Genomic DNA, 17,297 nt, shown 5'->3' on the forward strand with positions numbered 1-17,297 from the left:
AGGGATGGCGGGCGCTGTGGCGTTCACCGGGTCGCTGTAGACATCATCCGATCGTCATCTCGTAGCACAGGTGCTGGCGGTGGGCGGGCATGAACATTACGTCCGCCTGGAACGGGCGGTCGTCCGCATCGAGGGTGGCCCGGCTGATGCGGAGGAGCGGTTCGGTCGGCGTGACGCGCAGCTGGTCGCACTGGTCCGCGGTGGGGAGGAGGGCGGTGACCTCCTCGACGATGCGGGCCGCGGTGTGGCCGAGTGCGGCGAGGAGGGTGACGGCTCCGCCGGGGATCTTGGCGGTTTCCGCCAGCCGGGTGCCGGCCGCGAGGTGCGCGGGGTAGTAGGTGTCCGTCAGCTCGACCGGCTCGCCGTCGAGTTCGATGACGCGCCGCCGCACGACCACGGGTGCGCCCGTCTCCAGGCCGAGCAGCGTGGCGGCATCCGCCGGCGCCGCCTGCTCCCCGGCGTGGACGATGCGCTGGGTCCCCCGCCGGCCCTTGGCCGCGGCCTCCTGGGACCACGCGTCGGGGCTGCCCGCCGCCTGGGGCTTTGCGTAGGAAACCGAGCTGCTGGTCCATCCGCTGCCGCTCACCGAGGCCTCCTCGTGTGCCTGCGCGGTCCGTTCCCGTCGCTGCGCACGATAGGCGGTCACCGTCTCCGGGGTGGACGTTACTGGCGGGTATTGACTCGGGGGCGGCGCGGCGGGATGCTCTCTGTCGGTCCGGGAGGGGGTCAGTCCTCCCGGGCTGGTTCGTCGTCGTTGCCGCGGCGGAGGGTGCGTGGGGGAGTGCCGTCCGGGTGCCAGGTGGTGATGATCAGGTCATCGGCTTTCACCGTCGTGCGGACGACCTCCGTCAGTTCCGCGCGGAACAGGTGGAAGGGGTGGGTGTCCGCGTTCTCCGGGTCCTCCTCCGCGTAGCGGTGGAGTTCCGGCGGGTCGGTGATCTCCACGGCCGTGCCGGAGATCCGTACGTCGCCGTCGGGCATCGTGTCGTCCGGGCCGGGATTCGAGTGGAGCGCGAAGCGGGGGTCGTGCCGCAGGTCCTGGGCCTTGAGGGAGCCGGCCATCATGCCGAGCCACAGCTCGCCGCCGCGGATCTCCACGTTCAGCCCGCTCACCCGCGGGGAGCCGTCCTTGCGCAGGGTGGCCAGGACGTGGTGCGGGTACTGCCCGAAGCGCTCCCGCACCAGCTTCGCGAACTCCGGTTCCGCCGCCTCGAACGCTGCCCAGTTGTTCGTCCTCGTCATGCCTTCATGAAAGCGCGGGGCGCCGCGATCGGGGCTGAGGCGCACCCGCCCCCGCCCGCGTGGATCAGTCCCGTACGGGCTCGGCCTCCGGGGCTTCCGCGGCCCGGGCCGCTTCCAGGGCCTCGATGTCGGCGAGCATCGCGTCGGTGAGGTCGCGTTCGGCGGCGTAGTGGCGTTCGGCCCAGCGGAGGGTGAGGGCGGGGGAGGCCCAGGCCGGGTCGTGGCGGGCGTGTTCGGCGTCGGTGGCGGCGCGGAGGCGCATCTGCTCGGCGTACGCCCGGTGCCGGGCGAGGATGTCGCGCATCTGCTGCGGTTCCAGGAGGTGGCCGAGCCACAGCCGCAGCATCGGGCCGTGCTTGAGGACCGGCGGGTCCACGGGGGCCTCGCGGGCCCAGGTCCGTACGGCCGCCAGGCCCTCGTCGGTGATCCGGTACACCCGCTTGTCGCGGCTGCCGGTCTCCTGGGAGACCAGCCGGGAGCGCGCGTACCCGGCCTTCTCCAGCCGCTTGAGTTCGCCGTAGATCTGGCTGAAGGAGGGGCTCCAGTAGAAGAAGCGGAGGGAGCCGTCCGCCCACTTCTTCAGGTCGTACCCGGAGAGTTCCTCCCCGAAGGAGAGGAGTCCCAGCACCGCCCAGCTCGTCGCCGGGAGCGTGCGTCCGTGCGTGCCGCCTGCCGTGTCTGCCACGGGCCGCAGTCTACGACCGGGCTCCGGTCGTTCCCTTCCCCTTGCAGGGCCCGACTGCTAGAAGTATGCCGATTCGAAATAGTCGAGCGGCGGGAGGGGCGGGCGTGGATCTCCTTGACGGGAAGGTCGTCGTCGTCACCGGGGCGGGGCGCGGGCAGGGCGCCGAGGAGGCCCGGGTCTGCGCGGCCGCGGGGGCGCGCGTCGTCGTGACGGACGTACGGGAGGAAGAGGGCCGGGCGGTCGCGGCGGAACTCGGCGGGCAGGGCATCTTCGTCGCCCACGACGTCACCTCCCCGGCCGGCTGGGCCGCCGTCACCGAAGCCGCGGTCGACGCCTTCGGTGCGGTCTCCGCGCTGGTCAACAACGCGGCGTTGTGGCGCACCGCGCACGTCGAGGAGCAGTCGCTCGGTGGCTTCGAGGAGCTGCTGCGGGTCAATCTGATCGGCCCGTTCCTCGGCATCCAGGCCGTTGCGCCGTTGCTGCGGGCCGCGGGGGGCGGCTCGATCGTGAACATCTCCTCCACGGCCGGACTCGTCGGCATCCGCCGCCACGCGGCCTACGGCTCCACGAAGTTCGCCCTGCGGGGGCTGACCCGCTCCGCGGCGCTCGACCTCGCCGGGGACGCGATCCGCGTCAACTCGGTGCATCCGGGCGCCGTCGACACGCCGATGGTGGCCGCGGTGTCCGCCGGGCGGGACTGGTCGCACGTGCCGATGGGGCGGATGGGCCGCCCGCGGGAAGTCGCCGAACTCGTGCGCTTCCTGTGCTCCGACGCGGCCTCGTACATCACGGGGGCGGAATTCGCCGTCGACGGCGGCAGTACGGCCGGCTGACGCCGCGTGCCGTCGCCGTCGACGGCGGCAGTACGGCCGGCTGACGGCGCGTGCCCAGGGCGTGGTGTACGGCAACCCGGCTCCGCCGGTACCGGGCTCCGCCCGGACCCGCGCCTCAAACGCCGGCGAGGCTGGGATTGCGCCTGAGCGTCGGCGGGGCCGGGCTTGTGCCTCAAACGCCGGCGGGGCCGGGCTTGTGCCTCGAACGCCGGCGGGGCTGGGATTGCGCCGGGGGTTGGCGGGGACGGGTTACGCGACCACGTTCCGGCGGGTATGACACCCCTGGCACAGTGAACCGGGGGGCGCGTCATGCAAGACCATGTCCTGTCGCAGTTACCACCCATCCCGTGCCCGTTCCCCTCGCTCGTCCATCCGGCGGCGGACCTCGCGGAGGCCCATGTCCGCTACTACGGGCGACGGTTCGGGCTGGTCACCACTGTCGTGTCCGGCGAGCGCTTCGACCGGGCGGGCTACGGCATGTTCGCGGCCCGCGCGTTCCCCACGGCCTGCGACATCGAGCTGCTCGCCGAATGGGCGGCCTGGCTGTTCGTCTTCGACGACGAGTTCGACGAATCCGGCCGCCCGGCCGAGCGGGCCCTGCTGGTCGGCGAGGTGCTCGCCGAGATCCGCGCCATCCTCACCCCGGACCTCGGTCCGCCCCCCGGGCGCCCGACCAACCCGCTGACCGTCGCACTCGCCGACATGTGGCCCCGTACGGCCCGCCGGATGGCCCTCGGCTGGCGCCAGAGGTTCGCCGGCCACCTGTGCGCGTTCGTGGACGTCTACCGCAGCGAGATATCCAACCGGCGGTTCACCACCCCGCCCTCCCTGGAGGACTACCTGCCGTTCCGCCGGGTCGTCGGCGCCGTCGACGCCTGCTGGGACCTCATCGAGGCCTCCCAGGGCGAGAGCCTCCCGGAGGAGCTCGTCGCCCACGACCTGTGCCAGGCCGTACGGATCGCCGCCAACGACGTCTGCTGCTGGACCAACGACATCATCTCCCTCAACAAGGAGTACGCCCGCGGCGACATGAACAACATCGTGGCCGTGCTGCGCCACACCCACCGCCTCGGCTGGCCGCAGGCCGCGGCCCGCGCGGCCGGCATGGTCGCCGTGCGCACCCAGGACTACCTCGCCGCCCGCCGAGCCCTCGCCGAATCCCCGGTGTCCACGGCCTACCTGGAACGCTGCCTGGACGCGATGTCGCACTGGATGGCCGGCAGCCGCGCCTGGCACCTGTGGTCACACCGCTACCGCGACATCGAGCACGCCCCGCCCCTGGAGGACCCCAGCTACTACGACCCGCTGCTGTGAGAGCCGCCGGGTGCTGATGCGGATGCGGGAACGGGTACGGTCAGCCGCAGCGTCACCGCGTAGTGCTCCTCGACCTCGCCGGCCGGGAACTCCCGCGCCAGCAGGGCCCTTTCCTCCGCGAGGAACTCCCGGGTGCCCGGGCGGCCGTCGACGAGGAAGAGGGAGTGCGTGGCCAGCTTGGCCAGGTGCGCGTCCAGGGACACCCGCCGCGACCACAGCATCCGGCGGCGGGTGAAGGCCGGCGCGGAGTCCGGCAGGGTGTGGTCGGACACGTACCAGCCGGGGCCGAACGCCTCCCGCAGGCGGGCGTCCTGGCCCGCGATCCACGGCACGGACACGTCCGGCTCGTTCCAGAACAGCGCGAGCGCGCCGCCCGGGCGCAGCACGCGCGCGGCCTCCGGGATCGAGAGGGCCGGGTCGGTCCAGTGGAAGGACTGCGCGTACGTCACGAACTCGGCGGAGCGGTCGGCCAGCGGGAGGCGGTTGCCGTCGCCGCGCACGAGAGGGACGCCGGGCAGGCGCCGCCGGAACTCCGCGGCCATCGCCGCGCCCGGCTCGACGCCGAGTACGCGGGCGCCGCGGGCGTGGAGCAGGGCGGTCGCGATGCCGGTGCCCGCACCGATGTCGGCGACCCGTGCCCCGCGCAGCCGGCGGCCGGCCAGGTCCTCCATGACTTCGAAGAGGGCGGTGGGGTAGGCGGGGCGGTACGCGCCGTACTGGGCGGCGGCCCGGTCGAAGGCGCGTGCGCGGGCTGAGTTCGTCATCCGACCATCCTGGAGGGTGCGATCCCCACCGAGTGGCCGGATCCCCCCACCCGCCCGAAAACCACCCCCTCCGCCACCGCCCCGCCCCTACCGACGCCCGGGCTGCAACCCCCACTCCCCTGTTGCTCGGGGTGCACCCCCCACCCCGCTGCTGCTCGGGGTGCACCCCCCACCCTGCTGTTGCTCGGGGTGCAGCCCCTCCCAGCCTTGTCGGTGCTGCGTGCGGCAATTTCCAGCCTCGCCGAAGCGTTGCGGCACAACACCCCAGCCTCGCCGAAGCGCTGCGGCGCAACACCCAGCCTCGCCGGCGTTTGAGGCGCGGGTCCGGGCGGAGCCCGGTGCCCGGCGGAGCCGGGTTGCCCTGGGGCTCCGCCCCAAACCCCGCGCCTCAAACGCCGGCGAGGCTGGGAATTGCCCGTCAGGGCACCAGCGGGATGGGGGGTTGTACCCCGGGCGTCGGTGGGGCCGGGGTGTGGCCCCAGGGGTCGGCGGGGCGGGATGTGGCCCCAGGGGTCGGCGGCGCGGGGTGTGGCCCCAGGGGTCGGCGGGGGCCGGGGTGTGGCCCCGGGTATCGGCGGGGCGGGGGTGTGGCCCCGGGTATCGGCGGGGCGGGGGTGTGGCCCCGGGTATCGGCGGGGCGGGGGTGTGGCCCCGGGTATCGGCGGGGCGGGGGTGTGGCCCCGGGTATCGGCGGGGCGGGGGTGTGGCCCCGGGTATCGGCGGGGCGGGGGTGTGGCCCCGGGTATCGGTGGGGCCGGGGTTACTGCGGGCGTGCGGGGGGCAGGGTGGTGGCTCGGCATTGGGACGGGGTGCCCCAGGCGTCGCGCAGGGGGCGGGACTTGCGGAGCCACAGGGAGAGGTCGAGTTCTTCCGTGTAGCCGACCGCGCCGTGCAGCTGCAGGGCCGTACCCGCCGCCCTATAGGCCGCCTCGCCCGCCGCGAGCTTGGCCGCGGCGACCTCCCGCGGGCCGGGATCCAGCGCCGCCGCCCACACCAGCGGCCGGGCGAACTCCAGCGCCAGCAGTGTGTCCGCGAGCCGGTGCTTGACCGCCTGGAACGAGCCGATCGCCGCCCCGAACTGGGTGCGCCCGCGCACGTACGCCACCGTCTGCGCGAGCAGCGCCTCGCCGAGCCCCAGGCACTGCGCCGCCGTCAGCAGCCGCGCCCAGCAGCCCGCCGTCGCGGCCGCCGCCAGCACGTGCGGCCCCGCGGCGAGCAGCTCGCCGCCCGGCTCCGGCCGGAACAGCCGCCGGGCCGGGTCGGACGAGGCCAGCGCCGCGCCGGGGCCGGGCGACAGGTACAGCTCGCCCGCCGCGGTCACCGCGAACCGCCACCGCGCCGCGTCCGCGTCGAGCGCGTACGGGCTCCCGCCCGGCAGGGTCAGCGTGGCCTGCGCCGACCCGTCGGCCAGCTCCGGCAGGAACCGGCCGGCCGTCCCGTCCTGCCCGAGCCGGTCCAGTAGCACGGCCGCCGCCGCGCTCTCCACCAGCGGGCCCGGTACGGCGTACCGCCCCAGCTCGGTGAAGGCGACCGCCGCCACGTCGGGGAGCGGGCCCAGGCCCTCGTACCGTTCCGGCACGGCGAGCGCGAACACCCCGGTGCCGGCCAGCTTCTCGAACAGCGCCCGCCCCGGCCCGTGGTCACCCGCCGACCAGGCGCGTACGACCGAGGGCACGGCGGCCGCGGACAGCAGGGAGCCGACCGAACGCGCGAAGTCCGCCTGCTCGGCGGTGGGCTGGAAACGCATCAGCGGCGGCCCTTCGGGAGGCCGAGCAGCCGCTCGGCGATGATGTCGCGCTGGATCTCGTTGGTGCCCGCGTAGATCGGCCCGGCCAGGGCGAAGAGCCAGGGCTCCGACCAGGGTCCGGCCGCCAGCTCCGCGTCCGGTCCCAACAGGTCCAGGGCCGTCTCGTGGAGGGCGATGTCGAGCTCCGACCAGAACACCTTGTTCAGACTGGACTCCGCGCCGATCACCTCCCCCGCCGCGAACCGCGTCGCGTTCGCCCAGGTGAACAGCTGGTACGCACGCGCGCCGACGACCGCGTCGGCCACCCGGTCGCGCAGCGCCGTGTCCGCGGGGTCGGCGCGCTCGCGCCACAGCGCCGTCAGCCGGTCCGCGGCCGCCAGGAACCGGCCCGGCGAGCGCAGCGTCAACCCCCGCTCGTTGCCGGTCGTCGACATCGCGATCCGCCAGCCCTGCCCCGGCTCGCCGATCACGTCCTCGTCGGGGACGAACACCCCGTCCAGGAAGAGCTCCGCGAACGCCGGCTTGCCGTCGAGCCGTCCGATCGGCCGCACGGTGACCCCCGGCGCCCGCAGGTCGAACATCAGGTACGTGAGCCCCTGGTGCGGCCTGGGCGCCTGCGGGTCGCTGCGGAAGATGCCGAACGCCCGGTCCGCGAACGCGGCCCGCGAGGACCACGTCTTCTGCCCGGACAGCAGCCAGCCGCCGTCCGTGCGCACCGCCGTCGACCGCAGCGAGGCCAGGTCCGAGCCCGCCTCCGGCTCCGACCAGGCCTGCGCCCAGATCACCTCGCCGCGCGCCATCGGCGGCAGCACCCGGTCCCGCTGCTCGGGCGTGCCGTGGTCGAAGAGGGTGGGGGCGAGCAGGCTGATGCCGTTCTGCGAGACCCGGCCGGGCGCCCCGGCCGCGTGGTACTCCTCCTCGAACACCAGCCAGTGGAAGATGTCCGCGTCCCGTCCGCCGTACCGCGCGGGCCACGACACCGCGGACCAGCGGTCCGCGGCGAGCCGCCCCTCCCACTCCCGGTGGGCCGCGAATCCCTCGGCCGTCTCCAGGGAGGGCAGCGGGCCGGGCGGCACGTTCTCCCGGAGCCAGGCCCGGGCCTCGACCCGGAAGGCCGCCTGCTCCGGCGTCTGCGTGAGGTCCACCAGCCGTTCGCCTCCTCCGTACGATCCTTCCCTAACAAGTGTTTGGTAGATTAACGTACGGCCATGAGCAGCGTCGAGGAGCGGCTTCCCACGGAGGTACGGGCATGACAGCGGCACCCGCCCACACACCCGCCCACACACCCGCCTACACGCACGGCCACCACCTGCTCGACGGCCGCACCGCCGTCATCACCGCCGCCGCCGGAGCCGGCATCGGCGGGGCCACTGCCCGCAGGTTCCTGGAGGAGGGCGCCCGGATCGTCATCGGCGACGCCCACGCCCGGCGCCTGAAGGAGACCGCCGAACGCCTGACCGCCGAATTCGGCGCCGGCCGCGTCGCCGCCCTGCCCTGCGACGTCACCGAAGAGGACCAGGTACAGGCCCTCTTCGACCTCGCCGAACACACCCACGGCCGCCTCGACATCGTCGTCAACAACGCCGGACTCGGCGGCACCGCGCACCTCGTCGACATGACCGACGACCAGTGGTCGAACGTCCTCGACGTCACCTTGAACGGCACCTTCCGCTGCACCCGCGCCGCCCTGCGCCGACTCCGCGACAGCCACGGCCCCGGCGACGGCGGCGGCGGCGCGGTGATCGTCAACAACGCCTCCGTCGTCGGCTGGCGCGCACAGACCGGCCAGGCCCACTACGCCGCCGCCAAGGCCGGGGTGATGGCCCTGACCCGCTGCGCGGCGCTGGAGGCCGCCGAGTTCGGCGTCCGCGTCAACGCGGTCGCCCCCAGCCTGGCCATGCACCCGCACCTGGTGAAGGTCACCAGCCAGGAGTTGCTGGAGGAACTCACCGCCCGCGAGGCCTTCGGCCGGTACGCCGAACCCTGGGAGATAGCCAACGTCATCGTCTTCCTCGCCAGCAGCTACTCCTCCTACATGACGGGCGAGACCGTCTCCGTCAGCAGCCAGCGCGCCTAGGGCGCGTCCGGCCCCTGGCTACAGAATGGTCGCGTGCCCACGAAGAACAGCGACAGCAAGCAGCCCGCCACCGCCAGGAAGAAGCCCCCGGTGACCGCCTCGCCCGAGCGCCGGCGCGAGCTCCTCGACACCGCCGCCGAGGTGTTCGCGGCACAGGGTTACAACGCCACCACCGTCCGCAAGATCGCCGACGCCGCCGGCATGCTCGCCGGCAGCCTCTACTACCACTTCGATTCCAAGGAATCGATGCTCGACGAGATCCTCTCCACCTTCCTGACCGAGCTGTGGGACGGGTACGACGCCGTGCTCGACGCCGGACTCGGCCCCAGGGAGACCATCGAGGCCCTCGTCACCGAGTCCTTCCGCGAGATCGACCGGCACCGCGCCGCCGTCGCGATCTACCAGAAGGAATCCCGCACCCTGGCCGCGCAGCCCCGCTTCCACTACCTCTCCGATTCGCAGCAGAAGTTCGAGAAGGCCTGGCTGGGGACGCTGGAGCGCGGGGTCGAGGCCGAGGTCTTCCGGGCCGACCTGGACATCCGCCTCACCTACCGGTTCGTCCGCGACACGGTCTGGGTGGCGGCCTCCTGGTACCGGCCCGGCGGCCAGCACAGCCCCGAGGAGATCGCCCGCCAGTACCTGTCGATGGTGCTGGACGGCATCGCCGTGCGGACGTAACCCAAGGATCCGATCCGAAGGAGCAGCAGCCATGCCCGAGGCCTACATCGTCGAAGCGGTCCGCACCCCCGTCGGCAGGCGGGGCGGGGGACTGGCCGGGGTACACCCCGCCGACCTCGGCGCACACGTGCTGAAGGCCCTGGTCGAACGCTCCGGAGTGGAACCCGGTGCCGTCGAGGACGTCGTCTTCGGCTGCCTCGACACGGTCGGCCCGCAGGCCGGCGACATCGCCCGCACCGCATGGCTGGCCGCCGGGCTGCCCGAAGAGGTCCCCGGCGTCACCGTCGACCGCCAGTGCGGCTCCTCCCAGCAGGCCGTGCACTTCGCCGCACAGGGCGTCCTCTCCGGCACCCAGGACCTGGTGGTCGCCGGCGGCACCCAGAACATGTCGATGATCCCGATCGCCTTCGCCTCCCGGCAGGCCGCCGAGCCCCTCGGCCTGACCGAAGGCCCCTACGCCGGCTCGGCGGGCTGGCGGGCCCGCTACGGCGACGCGCCCGTCAACCAGTTCCACGGCGCCCAGCTCATCGCCGAGAAATGGGGCATCTCCCGCCGCGACATGGAGGAGTTCGCGCTGCGCTCCCACCGGCGGGCCGCCCGCGCCATCGACGAGGGCCGCTTCACCCGCGAGACCGTCCCCTACGGGAACGTGACCACCGACGAGGGCCCGCGCCGCGACACCACCCTGGAGAAGATGGCGGGCCTGAAACCGGTCGTCGCGGGCGGCACCATCACCGCCGCCGTCTCCTCCCAGGTCTCCGACGGCGCGGCCGCCATGCTGCTCGCCTCGGAACGCGCCGTACGCGAGCACGGACTGACCCCTCGGGCCCGCATCCACCACCTGTCGGTGCGCGGCGAGGACCCGATCCGGATGCTGTCGGCCCCCATCCCGGCGACCGCGTACGCACTGAAGAAGGCCGGCATGACCCTCGACGACATCGACCTGGTCGAGATCAACGAGGCCTTCGCCCCCGTCGTGCTCGCCTGGCTGAAGGAGACCGGCGCGGACCCGGCGAAGGTCAACCCCAACGGAGGAGCCATCGCCCTGGGCCACCCGCTGGGCGCCACCGGCGTCAAGCTGATGACGACACTGCTGCACGAACTGGAGCGGACCGGCGGCCGCTACGGCCTCCAGACCATGTGCGAGGGCGGCGGCCAGGCGAACGTCACGATCATCGAACGCCTCTGACGGCCGGGCGGGCGGCCCGGAACGGGGCCCGGGCACGGGCCCCGGCGCGGGCGGCCCGGGCCCCCGTGCCGCCGCCCGGCCGGTGTGGGGAACAACGCACCGGGGGCGGGCGGCTCAGCTACCCCACCGTGATGTGTTAGCTTTGGAGAGTTGCAGTTGTGGTACCCATGAACTTTATGCGCGCCTGACGGGAATGTTCCTCAGGCGCTTTTACTGTTTTCCGGCATCTCCGGATGGGTTCCCTCACATTCAGGAGATTGTTATGGCCAACGGCACCGTGAAGTGGTTCAACTCGGAAAAGGGCTTCGGCTTCATCGAGCAGGAGGGTGGCGGCCCGGACGTGTTCGCCCACTACTCCAACATCGCCACCCAGGGCTTCCGTGAGCTCCAGGAAGGCCAGAAGGTGACCTTCGACGTCACGCAGGGCCAGAAGGGCCCCCAGGCGGAGAACATCCTCCCCGCCTGATTGCTCACCGCACGGCCGGGGCCCGCACCGCTTGGTGCGGGCCCCGGTTTGCGCTGTCCGCTCTGTCCGTCACTCAGGAGGGCGTCTCCGCATGACCAGCTCCAGCTCCGCCCGTGCCCCCCGCCGCCCCAGCAGCAACCGGGGCGCCGCCCAGGGCCGCCCGAAGGCCGCCGCTGGCCGCCCGAAGGCCGTGGCGCGGCCCCAGGAATTCACCATGCCGGAGACCTTGACCCCCGCCCTGCCCCCGGTCGCCTCCTTCGAGGACCTGGACATGCCGGCCGCGCTGCTCAAGACCCTCACCGCCCAGGGTGTGACCGAGCCCTTCCCCATCCAGGGCGCCACCCTGCCGAACTCGCTCGCCGGCCGTGACCTCCTCGGCCGCGGCCGCACCGGCTCCGGCAAGACCCTCGCGTTCGGCCTGGCCCTGCTCGCCCGCACCGCCGGCCGCCGCGCCGAGCCCCGCGCGCCGCTGGCCCTGGTCCTCGTACCGACCCGCGAGCTCGCGCAGCAGGTCACCGACGCGCTGACCCCGTACGCGACCTCCGTCAACCTGCGCATAGCCACGGTCGTCGGCGGCATGTCGATCAACCGGCAGGCCACCGCCCTCAAGCGCGGCGCCGAAGTGCTCGTCGCCACCCCGGGCCGCCTCAAGGACCTCATCGACCGCGGCGACGTCACCCTCGCCCAGGTCGCGATCACCGTCCTCGACGAAGCCGACCAGATGACCGACATGGGCTTCCTGCCCCAGGTCACCGCCCTGCTCAAGCAGGTCGAGGAGGGCGGCCAGCGGCTGCTCTTCTCCGCGACCCTCGACAAGAACGTCGACCGGCTGGTCAAGCAGTTCCTCACCGACCCGGTGACGCACTCCGTGGACCCCTCGGCCGGCGCCGTCGTCACCATGGAGCACCACGTCCTGTACGTCCTGGACGAGACCGACAAGAAGGCCGTCACCGCGCGCATCGCCGCCCGCGACGGCCGCGTCATCATGTTCCTGGACACCAAGCGCTCCGTGGACCGCCTCGTCAAGCGGCTCCTCGCCAGCGGCGTACGCGCCTCCGGCCTGCACGGCGGCCGCTCCCAGCCGCAGCGCAACCGCACCCTGGACCAGTTCAAGAACGGCCAGGTCACCGCGCTGATCGCGACCAACGTCGCGGCCCGCGGCATCCACATCGACGACCTCGACCTCGTCGTCAACGTGGACCCGCCCACCGACCACAAGGACTACCTGCACCGCGGCGGACGCACCGCCCGCGCCGGCGAGTCCGGCAGCGTGGTCACCCTGGTGCTGCCCGAGCAGAAGCGCGACATGAGCCGCCTGATGTCGGACGCCGGGATCGCCCCGCGCGCCGCGCAGATCCGTTCCTCCGACGAGGAGCTGGCCCGCCTCACCGGCGCCCGCGAGCCCTCCGGCGTCCCGGTCGTCGTGGACGTGCCCCAGCCGGCGGCCCCCGCCCGGGCGAAGTCCCCGGCCAAGCCGCGGCGCTCCCGCCCGGCCGGCTCCGGCAGCGGCGCGCCCGCCGCCGGCGCCACCACCGCGGGTGCCCGCACCCGCCGGCCCCGCACCGGCGGCCAGCCCGCCGGCGGCGCCGCCGCCACGGGCACCGGCACGACCTCGCGCACCCGCTCCGGCGGCGGCCAGGCCCGCACCGGCGGCGGCCAGCCGCGCACCGGCGGCGGCCAGGCCCGTACCGGTGGCGGCCAGGCCCGCCGCCAGGGCGGCGGCGGCCGTCCCGCGTCCGGCCGCACGGCCTGACCCGCACCGCGCAGCATGACCGGGGCCGGTGCCGTGAGCGATCACGGCACCGGCCCCGGTGCGTTTGCGGGCGCCGGCAGGCCCAGCGCACCCGGCGGACCGGCCGGGACTCAGCGGACCAGCCGGGAATGGAGCTTCGCCAGCGTGGACAGGTCGAGGCCCAGCCCGCGCGTCAGGTACCCGTAGAAGTCGCCGTAGTCGGCGGCCAGCTGCGCGGTCGCCGCGTCCAGGTAGTCCTGACGGACCTCCTGGAGCGGGATCAGCAGATCCGGATTCTGCATCCGGCCGGACTGCCGCAGCCCCTCGCGGACCCGGGCGTCGTACGCGCCGCGGAACGCGTTCGACGCCAGGTAGTCCTGCGCGGCCGTCCCCTCGGGCACGGCCAGCGCGCGCAGCAGCACGTAGCCCAGCCAGCCCGTACGGTCCTTGCCCGACGTGCAGTGGAACAGCAGCGGGCCCTGCCCGCCGGCCGCCAGGTCCCGCAGCGTCGCCGCGAACTGCGCCCGGTTCTCGGCGCTCGTGACGAACGTGCGGTAGATGTCCCGCATGTACGCCTCCGCCCGTCCGCCGCCCAGCATCGCCTCCTGCCGGACCGGGTCGCCGCTCCCGATCGCCGTCAGCAGCGTCCCGAACAGCCCGAGGTCGCTCACCGGCCGCGAGGTCACCGCGAGCCCCGCCGGCAGCCGGTCGCCGCCGTCGTACTGGACCTCCAGCGGGATCCGGAAGTCCACGACCTTCGCCAGCCCCAGCCCCGCCAGGGTGGCGACGTCGGCGTCCGTCACCTTGCCGAGCGCGTCCGAGCGGTACACCAGGCCCTGGCGCACCTGACCGCCCGTGTACGTGCGGTATCCGCCCAGGTCACGGACGTTGACCGCGCCCTGCAGGGGTATCTGCCGGATCGCCGTCGTCCCGTACGGCGCCCGCGGATGCTGGCGCAGCAGCGCGGCCGCGGCGCTCCCCGCACTTCCGGCGCTCCCCGGAGTCCCGGCGCTCCCCGGGCTCCCGGCGGTCGCGTGCGCGGTCGCCGGGAGCGTCCCCACGGCGAGTGCGCACAGCAGCGCCCCCGCCGAAGCCAGCCGGATCCGTCGCGTTCTTCGAGCACGGCTCATGTGTCGTATCTCCTTGGCAGCTCGTCCAGTACCTGCTGTGCCTCGGCCATCACCCGGGCGACGAGCTCCGCACACGACGGAAGGTCCTCGATCACGCCCGCGACCTGGCCCGATGCCATGATTCCGAGGTCCGTACGGCCCTCGACCATGGACGCCTTCAGGAGCATCGGGGTGTTCGCGGCGAGCAGGACCTGGCTCCAGGACAGGTCCTTGCCGTGTTTCATCGCCAGCCCGTCCCGCACCATCTGCGGCCAGCCCATCCCCGAGATCCGGCGGAACCCCGCCGCGTGCCGCACCGCCCGCAGCAGCGCCCCGGCCCGCCCCGACCGCTCCAGCGACGCCACCAGCGGGGTGCGCAGCATCCGGTGCGGCAGCCCGTCCACGGCCGTGGTCACCGTGACGTCCTTCACCGCCGCCGCCAGATAGCGCGCCTTCACGGCGTCCGGAACGGTCGAATCCGAGGTGAGCAGGAAACGGGTGCCCATCGCGACGCCCGCCGCCCCGAACGCGAGCGCCGCCACCAGCCCCCGCCCGTCGTGGAAACCGCCCGCCGCGACCACCGGGATGTCCACCGCGTCCACCACCTGCGGCAACAACACCGTCGTGGCCACCTCCCCGGTGTGCCCGCCACCCTCGCCGCCCTGCACGATCACCGCGTCCGCACCCCACCCGGCGACCTTCTCCGCGTGCCGCCGCGCCCCCACCGACGGGATCACCACCACGCCCGCGTCCTTCAGCCGCGCGATCAGCTCCCGCGACGGCGCCAGCGCGAACGAGGCGACCCGCACCCCTTCGTCGACGATCAGCTGCGCCCGCTCGGCCGCGTCCCCGGCGTCCGCCCGCAGGTTCACCCCGAACGGGGCGCCGGTACGGGACTTCACCTCGCGGACCGCCGACCGCAGCTGCTCCAGCGTCATGGTCGCGGACGCGAGGATGCCCAGCGCCCCCGCGTTCGCGGTCGCCGACACCAGCCGCGGACCCGCCACCCAGCCCATCCCCGTCTGCACCACCGGATGCTCGATGCCGACGAGCTTCGTGAGCGCCGTCTCCATCAGGCGGCCCGCACTTCCCGGTCCCGCAGGCCCTGCGGGTCGACGACCTCGCGGATCAGCCGCAGCTCGGCCGCGGTCGGCTCCCGCGTGAACGGCACCCGCTCCCCGATCGCCAGCTCGAAGCCGGTGGCCGCCACGACCTCCTCGACGCTCACCCCCGGATGCACCGACGCCAGCCGCATGCGGTGGTCCGGGGTCTCGAAGTCGAACACGCCGAGGTCGCTGACGACCCGCGGCAGCCGGTGGTGGCGGGCGCCGACGGCCGCGGCCCGGTCGTACCCGACCCCGCTGACCATGTCGACGCGCTCCACGAACACCCGCGGCGAATGCCGGGGCACCCAGTAACTGACCGGGTTGTTCAGGGTGTTGGCGGGCGCGCCGCGCACCCCGAGGAGCTGGCGGGCGGGGCGCTCCCAGGCACCGATGCACGAGATGTTCTGGTTGCCGTACCGGTCGATCTGGCTGGCGCCCATCATCACGTGCCGACGGCCGCCGGTGACCATCGCCAGGTGGCGGCGGTACGGCAGCCAGCCCTCGACGGTGCCGTCCAGCCCGACGAGCACGGCCTCGCCGTCGGTCAGCAGCAGGTCGGGGGAGAACGTCCGCTTGGCGAGCCGGGCACCGAAGGACGGGACGAGCCCCATGGGGCTGGCGAGCACCTCGCCGTTGTCCCGCCAGGCCTCGGCGCACGCCACCACGCAGTATTCGGAACGGCTGATCACTTCTGCTCCTCGCGCCTCTGCGCTGCTCACTTCTGCGCCGCTCACTTCTGCTCCTCGTGCCAGGTGCGGACGGCGGACTGGTAGGCGTGCTCGTCCGGCCCGGACAGGAAGCGCTCGGCGAACTCGCCCCAGGGAGTGGTCGCGTACAGCTTCTGGAAGGCCTCGTCGCGGCCGTAGTCGGGGACGCAGGAGGTGAAGTGCGCGCCGTGCGGGGCCTCGACGACGCCGGTGACGGAGTGCCGGGAGACCAGCAGGGTCTGCGGGGCGGCGTCCTTCGTCAGCTCGGCGCTCTCCACGATCTGCTCGCAGGACACGTACGCGGTGTCGGCGGCCTCGCAGAACAGGTCGTCGAAGTACGGGTCGGGGCCCAGGTACTGGCCGTTGCCGAGCCGGTCGGCCCGGTTGAGGTGGACCAGGGCGGCGTCCAGGCGCAGGGCGGGCGCGGCGACGAACTCCTCGCCGTCCTCGTAGGGCGACCGTACGGTCTTCAGCCAGGGGTTGACCCGCATCACGTCGGAGCCGATGCCGGCGCGTACGGGCAGGAACGGCAGCCGGTTCGCGGCGGCGTGCAGCCCCCACATGAACATCGCCTCGTCGAGCTCGGTCATCTCGAAGGCGGCGCGCTCGCGGGCGGCCCGGAAGTGCGGTTCCAGCGGGATCGAGTCGAGGGTCGCGAAGGGGGCGATCAGGCGCCGGATCCGGCCGGCCGCCGCGAGCAGGCCCACGTCCGGACCGCCGTACGAGACGACGGTGAGATCGGTGATCCCGGTCCGGAGCAGTGCTCGCACCAGGGCCATCGGCTTGCGCCGCGAGCCCCAGCCGCCGATGCCGACGGTCATCCCGTCGGCCAGCCGGCCCACGGCGTCGTCGGCGCTCATGGTCTTGTCGGTCACGCGTCCTGCCCCTTCCCGAAGGAGTCGCGGACCCGGTCGGCGACCCCGCTGAGGTTGGCCTCGAAGGTGAATCCCTGCTCGAAGCGGTAGCTGCGGCGCACGTCCACCGGGTCGATGCCGTTGATGGCGGCCTTCGCCAGCCGGATCAGGTAGCCGTCCTTCCGGGCGATCTCCCCGGCCAGCGCGAGCGCGGCGGCCCGCAGCCGCTCCCGCGGCACCACCTCCCACACCGAGCCGTGCGCGTGCAGCTCGGCGGCGGTCGCGGTGCGCGAGGTGTAGTACAGGGCGCGCATCAGGTGCTGGGGGACCAGCCGGGACAGGTGCGTGGCCGCGCCGAGCGCCCCGCGGTCCAGCTCCGGCAGCCCGAAGACCGCGTCGTCGCTCGCCACGATCGCGTCGGCGTTGCCGACCAGGCCGATGCCGCCGCCCAGGCAGAAGCCGTTGACCGCCGCCACCACCGGCACCTCGCACTCGTACACCGCCGCGAAGGCCTCGTAGCAGCCGCGGTTGGCGCCGATCAGCGCGCCGTGGCCGGGGTCGCGCTGCATCTCCTTGATGTCGACCCCGGCGTTGAAGCCGCGGCCCTCGGCGGCCAGCACCACGCACCGGACCTCCGGGTCGCGGCCGGCCGCGCGCAGTGCGTCGGCGAGGTCGTACCAGCCCTGCACGGGCAGCGCGTTGACGGGAGGGAAGTCGGTGGTGACGAGTGCGACGCCCTTGTCCGGGCGGGAGGTGGAGACACCCATGGGAGGATCAGCTACCTTTCCACCAAA

Annotated in this window: 18 protein-coding genes; 7 read left to right on the forward strand and 11 right to left on the reverse strand. The window is 73.7% G+C overall.

All coding sequences use genetic code 11. The features are described from left to right. Window positions 1-43: 43 nt before the first annotated feature. The 3 genes from OG764_RS26150 to OG764_RS26160 form a co-directional block, all read right to left on the reverse strand. Window positions 44-586 (reverse strand): GntR family transcriptional regulator, encoded by a 543-nt coding sequence (locus OG764_RS26150; RefSeq protein ID WP_328970871.1) that lies wholly within the window; start codon window positions 584-586, stop codon window positions 44-46. Between the two features lie 140 nt (window positions 587-726). After that, window positions 727-1,242, reverse strand: a complete 516-nt coding sequence (locus tag OG764_RS26155) for a pyridoxamine 5'-phosphate oxidase family protein (protein WP_328970872.1) — start codon at window positions 1,240-1,242, stop codon at window positions 727-729. 64 nt (window positions 1,243-1,306) lie between these two features. Next, window positions 1,307-1,927 (reverse strand): PadR family transcriptional regulator, encoded by a 621-nt coding sequence (locus OG764_RS26160; RefSeq protein ID WP_328970873.1) that lies wholly within the window; start codon window positions 1,925-1,927, stop codon window positions 1,307-1,309. 65 nt (window positions 1,928-1,992) lie between these two features. Here OG764_RS26160 and OG764_RS26165 point away from each other — a divergent pair, with 65 nt between their 5' ends. Together OG764_RS26165 and OG764_RS26170 are read left to right on the forward strand one after the other, a co-directional pair. Continuing rightward, window positions 1,993-2,760: an SDR family NAD(P)-dependent oxidoreductase gene (locus OG764_RS26165; protein WP_443056048.1), complete on the forward strand. Its 768-nt coding sequence runs from the start codon at window positions 1,993-1,995 to the stop codon at window positions 2,758-2,760. Window positions 2,761-3,069: 309 nt separating this feature from the next. After that, window positions 3,070-4,074: a terpene synthase family protein gene (locus OG764_RS26170; protein WP_328970875.1), complete on the forward strand. Its 1,005-nt coding sequence runs from the start codon at window positions 3,070-3,072 to the stop codon at window positions 4,072-4,074. On the opposite strand, the gene OG764_RS26175 is transcribed toward OG764_RS26170, so the two are convergent. From OG764_RS26175 to OG764_RS26185, 3 genes are all read right to left on the reverse strand, one after another. After that, window positions 4,056-4,838: a class I SAM-dependent methyltransferase gene (locus OG764_RS26175; RefSeq protein ID WP_328970876.1), complete on the reverse strand. Its 783-nt coding sequence runs from the start codon at window positions 4,836-4,838 to the stop codon at window positions 4,056-4,058. The two genes, OG764_RS26170 and OG764_RS26175, sit on opposite strands and share 19 nt — an antisense overlap. Window positions 4,839-5,598: 760 nt before the next feature. Then, complete coding sequence (locus OG764_RS26180; RefSeq protein ID WP_328970877.1) at window positions 5,599-6,585, reverse strand: acyl-CoA dehydrogenase family protein; 987 nt, start codon at window positions 6,583-6,585, stop codon at window positions 5,599-5,601. Continuing rightward, on the reverse strand, window positions 6,585-7,730 hold the full coding sequence (locus OG764_RS26185) for an acyl-CoA dehydrogenase family protein (protein WP_328970878.1): 1,146 nt from the start codon (window positions 7,728-7,730) through the stop codon (window positions 6,585-6,587). The genes OG764_RS26180 and OG764_RS26185 overlap by 1 nt, the downstream gene beginning before the upstream one ends. A 104-nt stretch (window positions 7,731-7,834) precedes the next feature. Here OG764_RS26185 and OG764_RS26190 point away from each other — a divergent pair, with 104 nt between their 5' ends. The 5 genes from OG764_RS26190 (at window position 7,835) to OG764_RS26210 (ending at window position 12,748) form a co-directional block, all read left to right on the forward strand. After that, window positions 7,835-8,662 carry an SDR family oxidoreductase gene (locus OG764_RS26190; RefSeq protein WP_328970879.1) on the forward strand — a complete coding sequence of 276 codons (828 nt, stop codon included), beginning with the start codon at window positions 7,835-7,837 and terminating at the stop codon, window positions 8,660-8,662. 33 nt (window positions 8,663-8,695) lie between these two features. Continuing rightward, window positions 8,696-9,340, forward strand: coding sequence for a TetR/AcrR family transcriptional regulator (locus tag OG764_RS26195; protein WP_443056049.1), 645 nt, complete (start codon window positions 8,696-8,698; stop codon window positions 9,338-9,340). A gap of 31 nt (window positions 9,341-9,371) precedes the next feature. Further along, window positions 9,372-10,529, forward strand: a complete 1,158-nt coding sequence (locus OG764_RS26200; protein WP_328970880.1) for an acetyl-CoA C-acetyltransferase — start codon at window positions 9,372-9,374, stop codon at window positions 10,527-10,529. 262 nt (window positions 10,530-10,791) lie between these two features. Then, entirely contained in the window at window positions 10,792-10,995 is a 204-nt protein-coding gene (locus OG764_RS26205) for a cold-shock protein (protein ID WP_150210372.1), read from the forward strand. Window positions 10,996-11,086: 91 nt separating this feature from the next. Further along, window positions 11,087-12,748 (forward strand): DEAD/DEAH box helicase, encoded by a 1,662-nt coding sequence (locus OG764_RS26210; protein WP_443056050.1) that lies wholly within the window; start codon window positions 11,087-11,089, stop codon window positions 12,746-12,748. Window positions 12,749-12,858: 110 nt separating this feature from the next. On the opposite strand, the gene OG764_RS26215 is transcribed toward OG764_RS26210, so the two are convergent. Genes OG764_RS26215 through OG764_RS26235 form a run of 5 tightly spaced genes read right to left on the reverse strand, consistent with a single transcriptional unit; the run spans window position 12,859 to window position 17,270 of the window. Further along, a complete protein-coding gene (locus OG764_RS26215; RefSeq protein WP_328970881.1) occupies window positions 12,859-13,857 on the reverse strand; it encodes a tyrosine-protein phosphatase in 999 nt (332 codons plus the stop codon). Next, window positions 13,854-14,909: an NAD(P)H-dependent flavin oxidoreductase gene (locus OG764_RS26220; protein ID WP_328970882.1), complete on the reverse strand. Its 1,056-nt coding sequence runs from the start codon at window positions 14,907-14,909 to the stop codon at window positions 13,854-13,856. The genes OG764_RS26215 and OG764_RS26220 overlap by 4 nt, the downstream gene beginning before the upstream one ends. Next, window positions 14,909-15,631 carry a CoA-transferase subunit beta gene (locus OG764_RS26225; protein WP_328970883.1) on the reverse strand — a complete coding sequence of 241 codons (723 nt, stop codon included), beginning with the start codon at window positions 15,629-15,631 and terminating at the stop codon, window positions 14,909-14,911. The genes OG764_RS26220 and OG764_RS26225 overlap by 1 nt, the downstream gene beginning before the upstream one ends. Window positions 15,632-15,672: 41 nt before the next feature. Beyond that, complete coding sequence (locus tag OG764_RS26230) at window positions 15,673-16,524, reverse strand: CoA transferase subunit A (RefSeq protein WP_328970884.1); 852 nt, start codon at window positions 16,522-16,524, stop codon at window positions 15,673-15,675. Further along, window positions 16,521-17,270, reverse strand: coding sequence for an enoyl-CoA hydratase family protein (locus OG764_RS26235; protein WP_328970885.1), 750 nt, complete (start codon window positions 17,268-17,270; stop codon window positions 16,521-16,523). The genes OG764_RS26230 and OG764_RS26235 overlap by 4 nt, the downstream gene beginning before the upstream one ends. Between the last annotated feature and the right edge of the window lie 27 nt (window positions 17,271-17,297).

It is taken from the genome of Streptomyces sp. NBC_00239 (assembly GCF_036194065.1).
Lineage (GTDB): Bacteria > Actinomycetota > Actinomycetes > Streptomycetales > Streptomycetaceae > Streptomyces.

Coding starts and splice junctions, on each gene's coding strand:
- OG764_RS26155 (WP_328970872.1), bottom strand. CDS start 1,242: ATGACGAGGACGAACAACTGGGCAGCGTTCGAGGCGGCGGAACCGGAG.
- OG764_RS26165 (WP_443056048.1), top strand. CDS start 1,993: ATGCCGATTCGAAATAGTCGAGCGGCGGGAGGGGCGGGCGTGGATCTC.
- OG764_RS26170 (WP_328970875.1), top strand. CDS start 3,070: ATGCAAGACCATGTCCTGTCGCAGTTACCACCCATCCCGTGCCCGTTC.
- OG764_RS26175 (WP_328970876.1), bottom strand. CDS start 4,838: ATGACGAACTCAGCCCGCGCACGCGCCTTCGACCGGGCCGCCGCCCAG.
- OG764_RS26180 (WP_328970877.1), bottom strand. CDS start 6,585: ATGCGTTTCCAGCCCACCGCCGAGCAGGCGGACTTCGCGCGTTCGGTC.
- OG764_RS26190 (WP_328970879.1), top strand. CDS start 7,835: ATGACAGCGGCACCCGCCCACACACCCGCCCACACACCCGCCTACACG.
- OG764_RS26200 (WP_328970880.1), top strand. CDS start 9,372: ATGCCCGAGGCCTACATCGTCGAAGCGGTCCGCACCCCCGTCGGCAGG.
- OG764_RS26205 (WP_150210372.1), top strand. CDS start 10,792: ATGGCCAACGGCACCGTGAAGTGGTTCAACTCGGAAAAGGGCTTCGGC.
- OG764_RS26210 (WP_443056050.1), top strand. CDS start 11,087: ATGACCAGCTCCAGCTCCGCCCGTGCCCCCCGCCGCCCCAGCAGCAAC.
- OG764_RS26215 (WP_328970881.1), bottom strand. CDS start 13,857: ATGAGCCGTGCTCGAAGAACGCGACGGATCCGGCTGGCTTCGGCGGGG.
- OG764_RS26220 (WP_328970882.1), bottom strand. CDS start 14,909: ATGGAGACGGCGCTCACGAAGCTCGTCGGCATCGAGCATCCGGTGGTG.
- OG764_RS26235 (WP_328970885.1), bottom strand. CDS start 17,270: ATGGGTGTCTCCACCTCCCGCCCGGACAAGGGCGTCGCACTCGTCACC.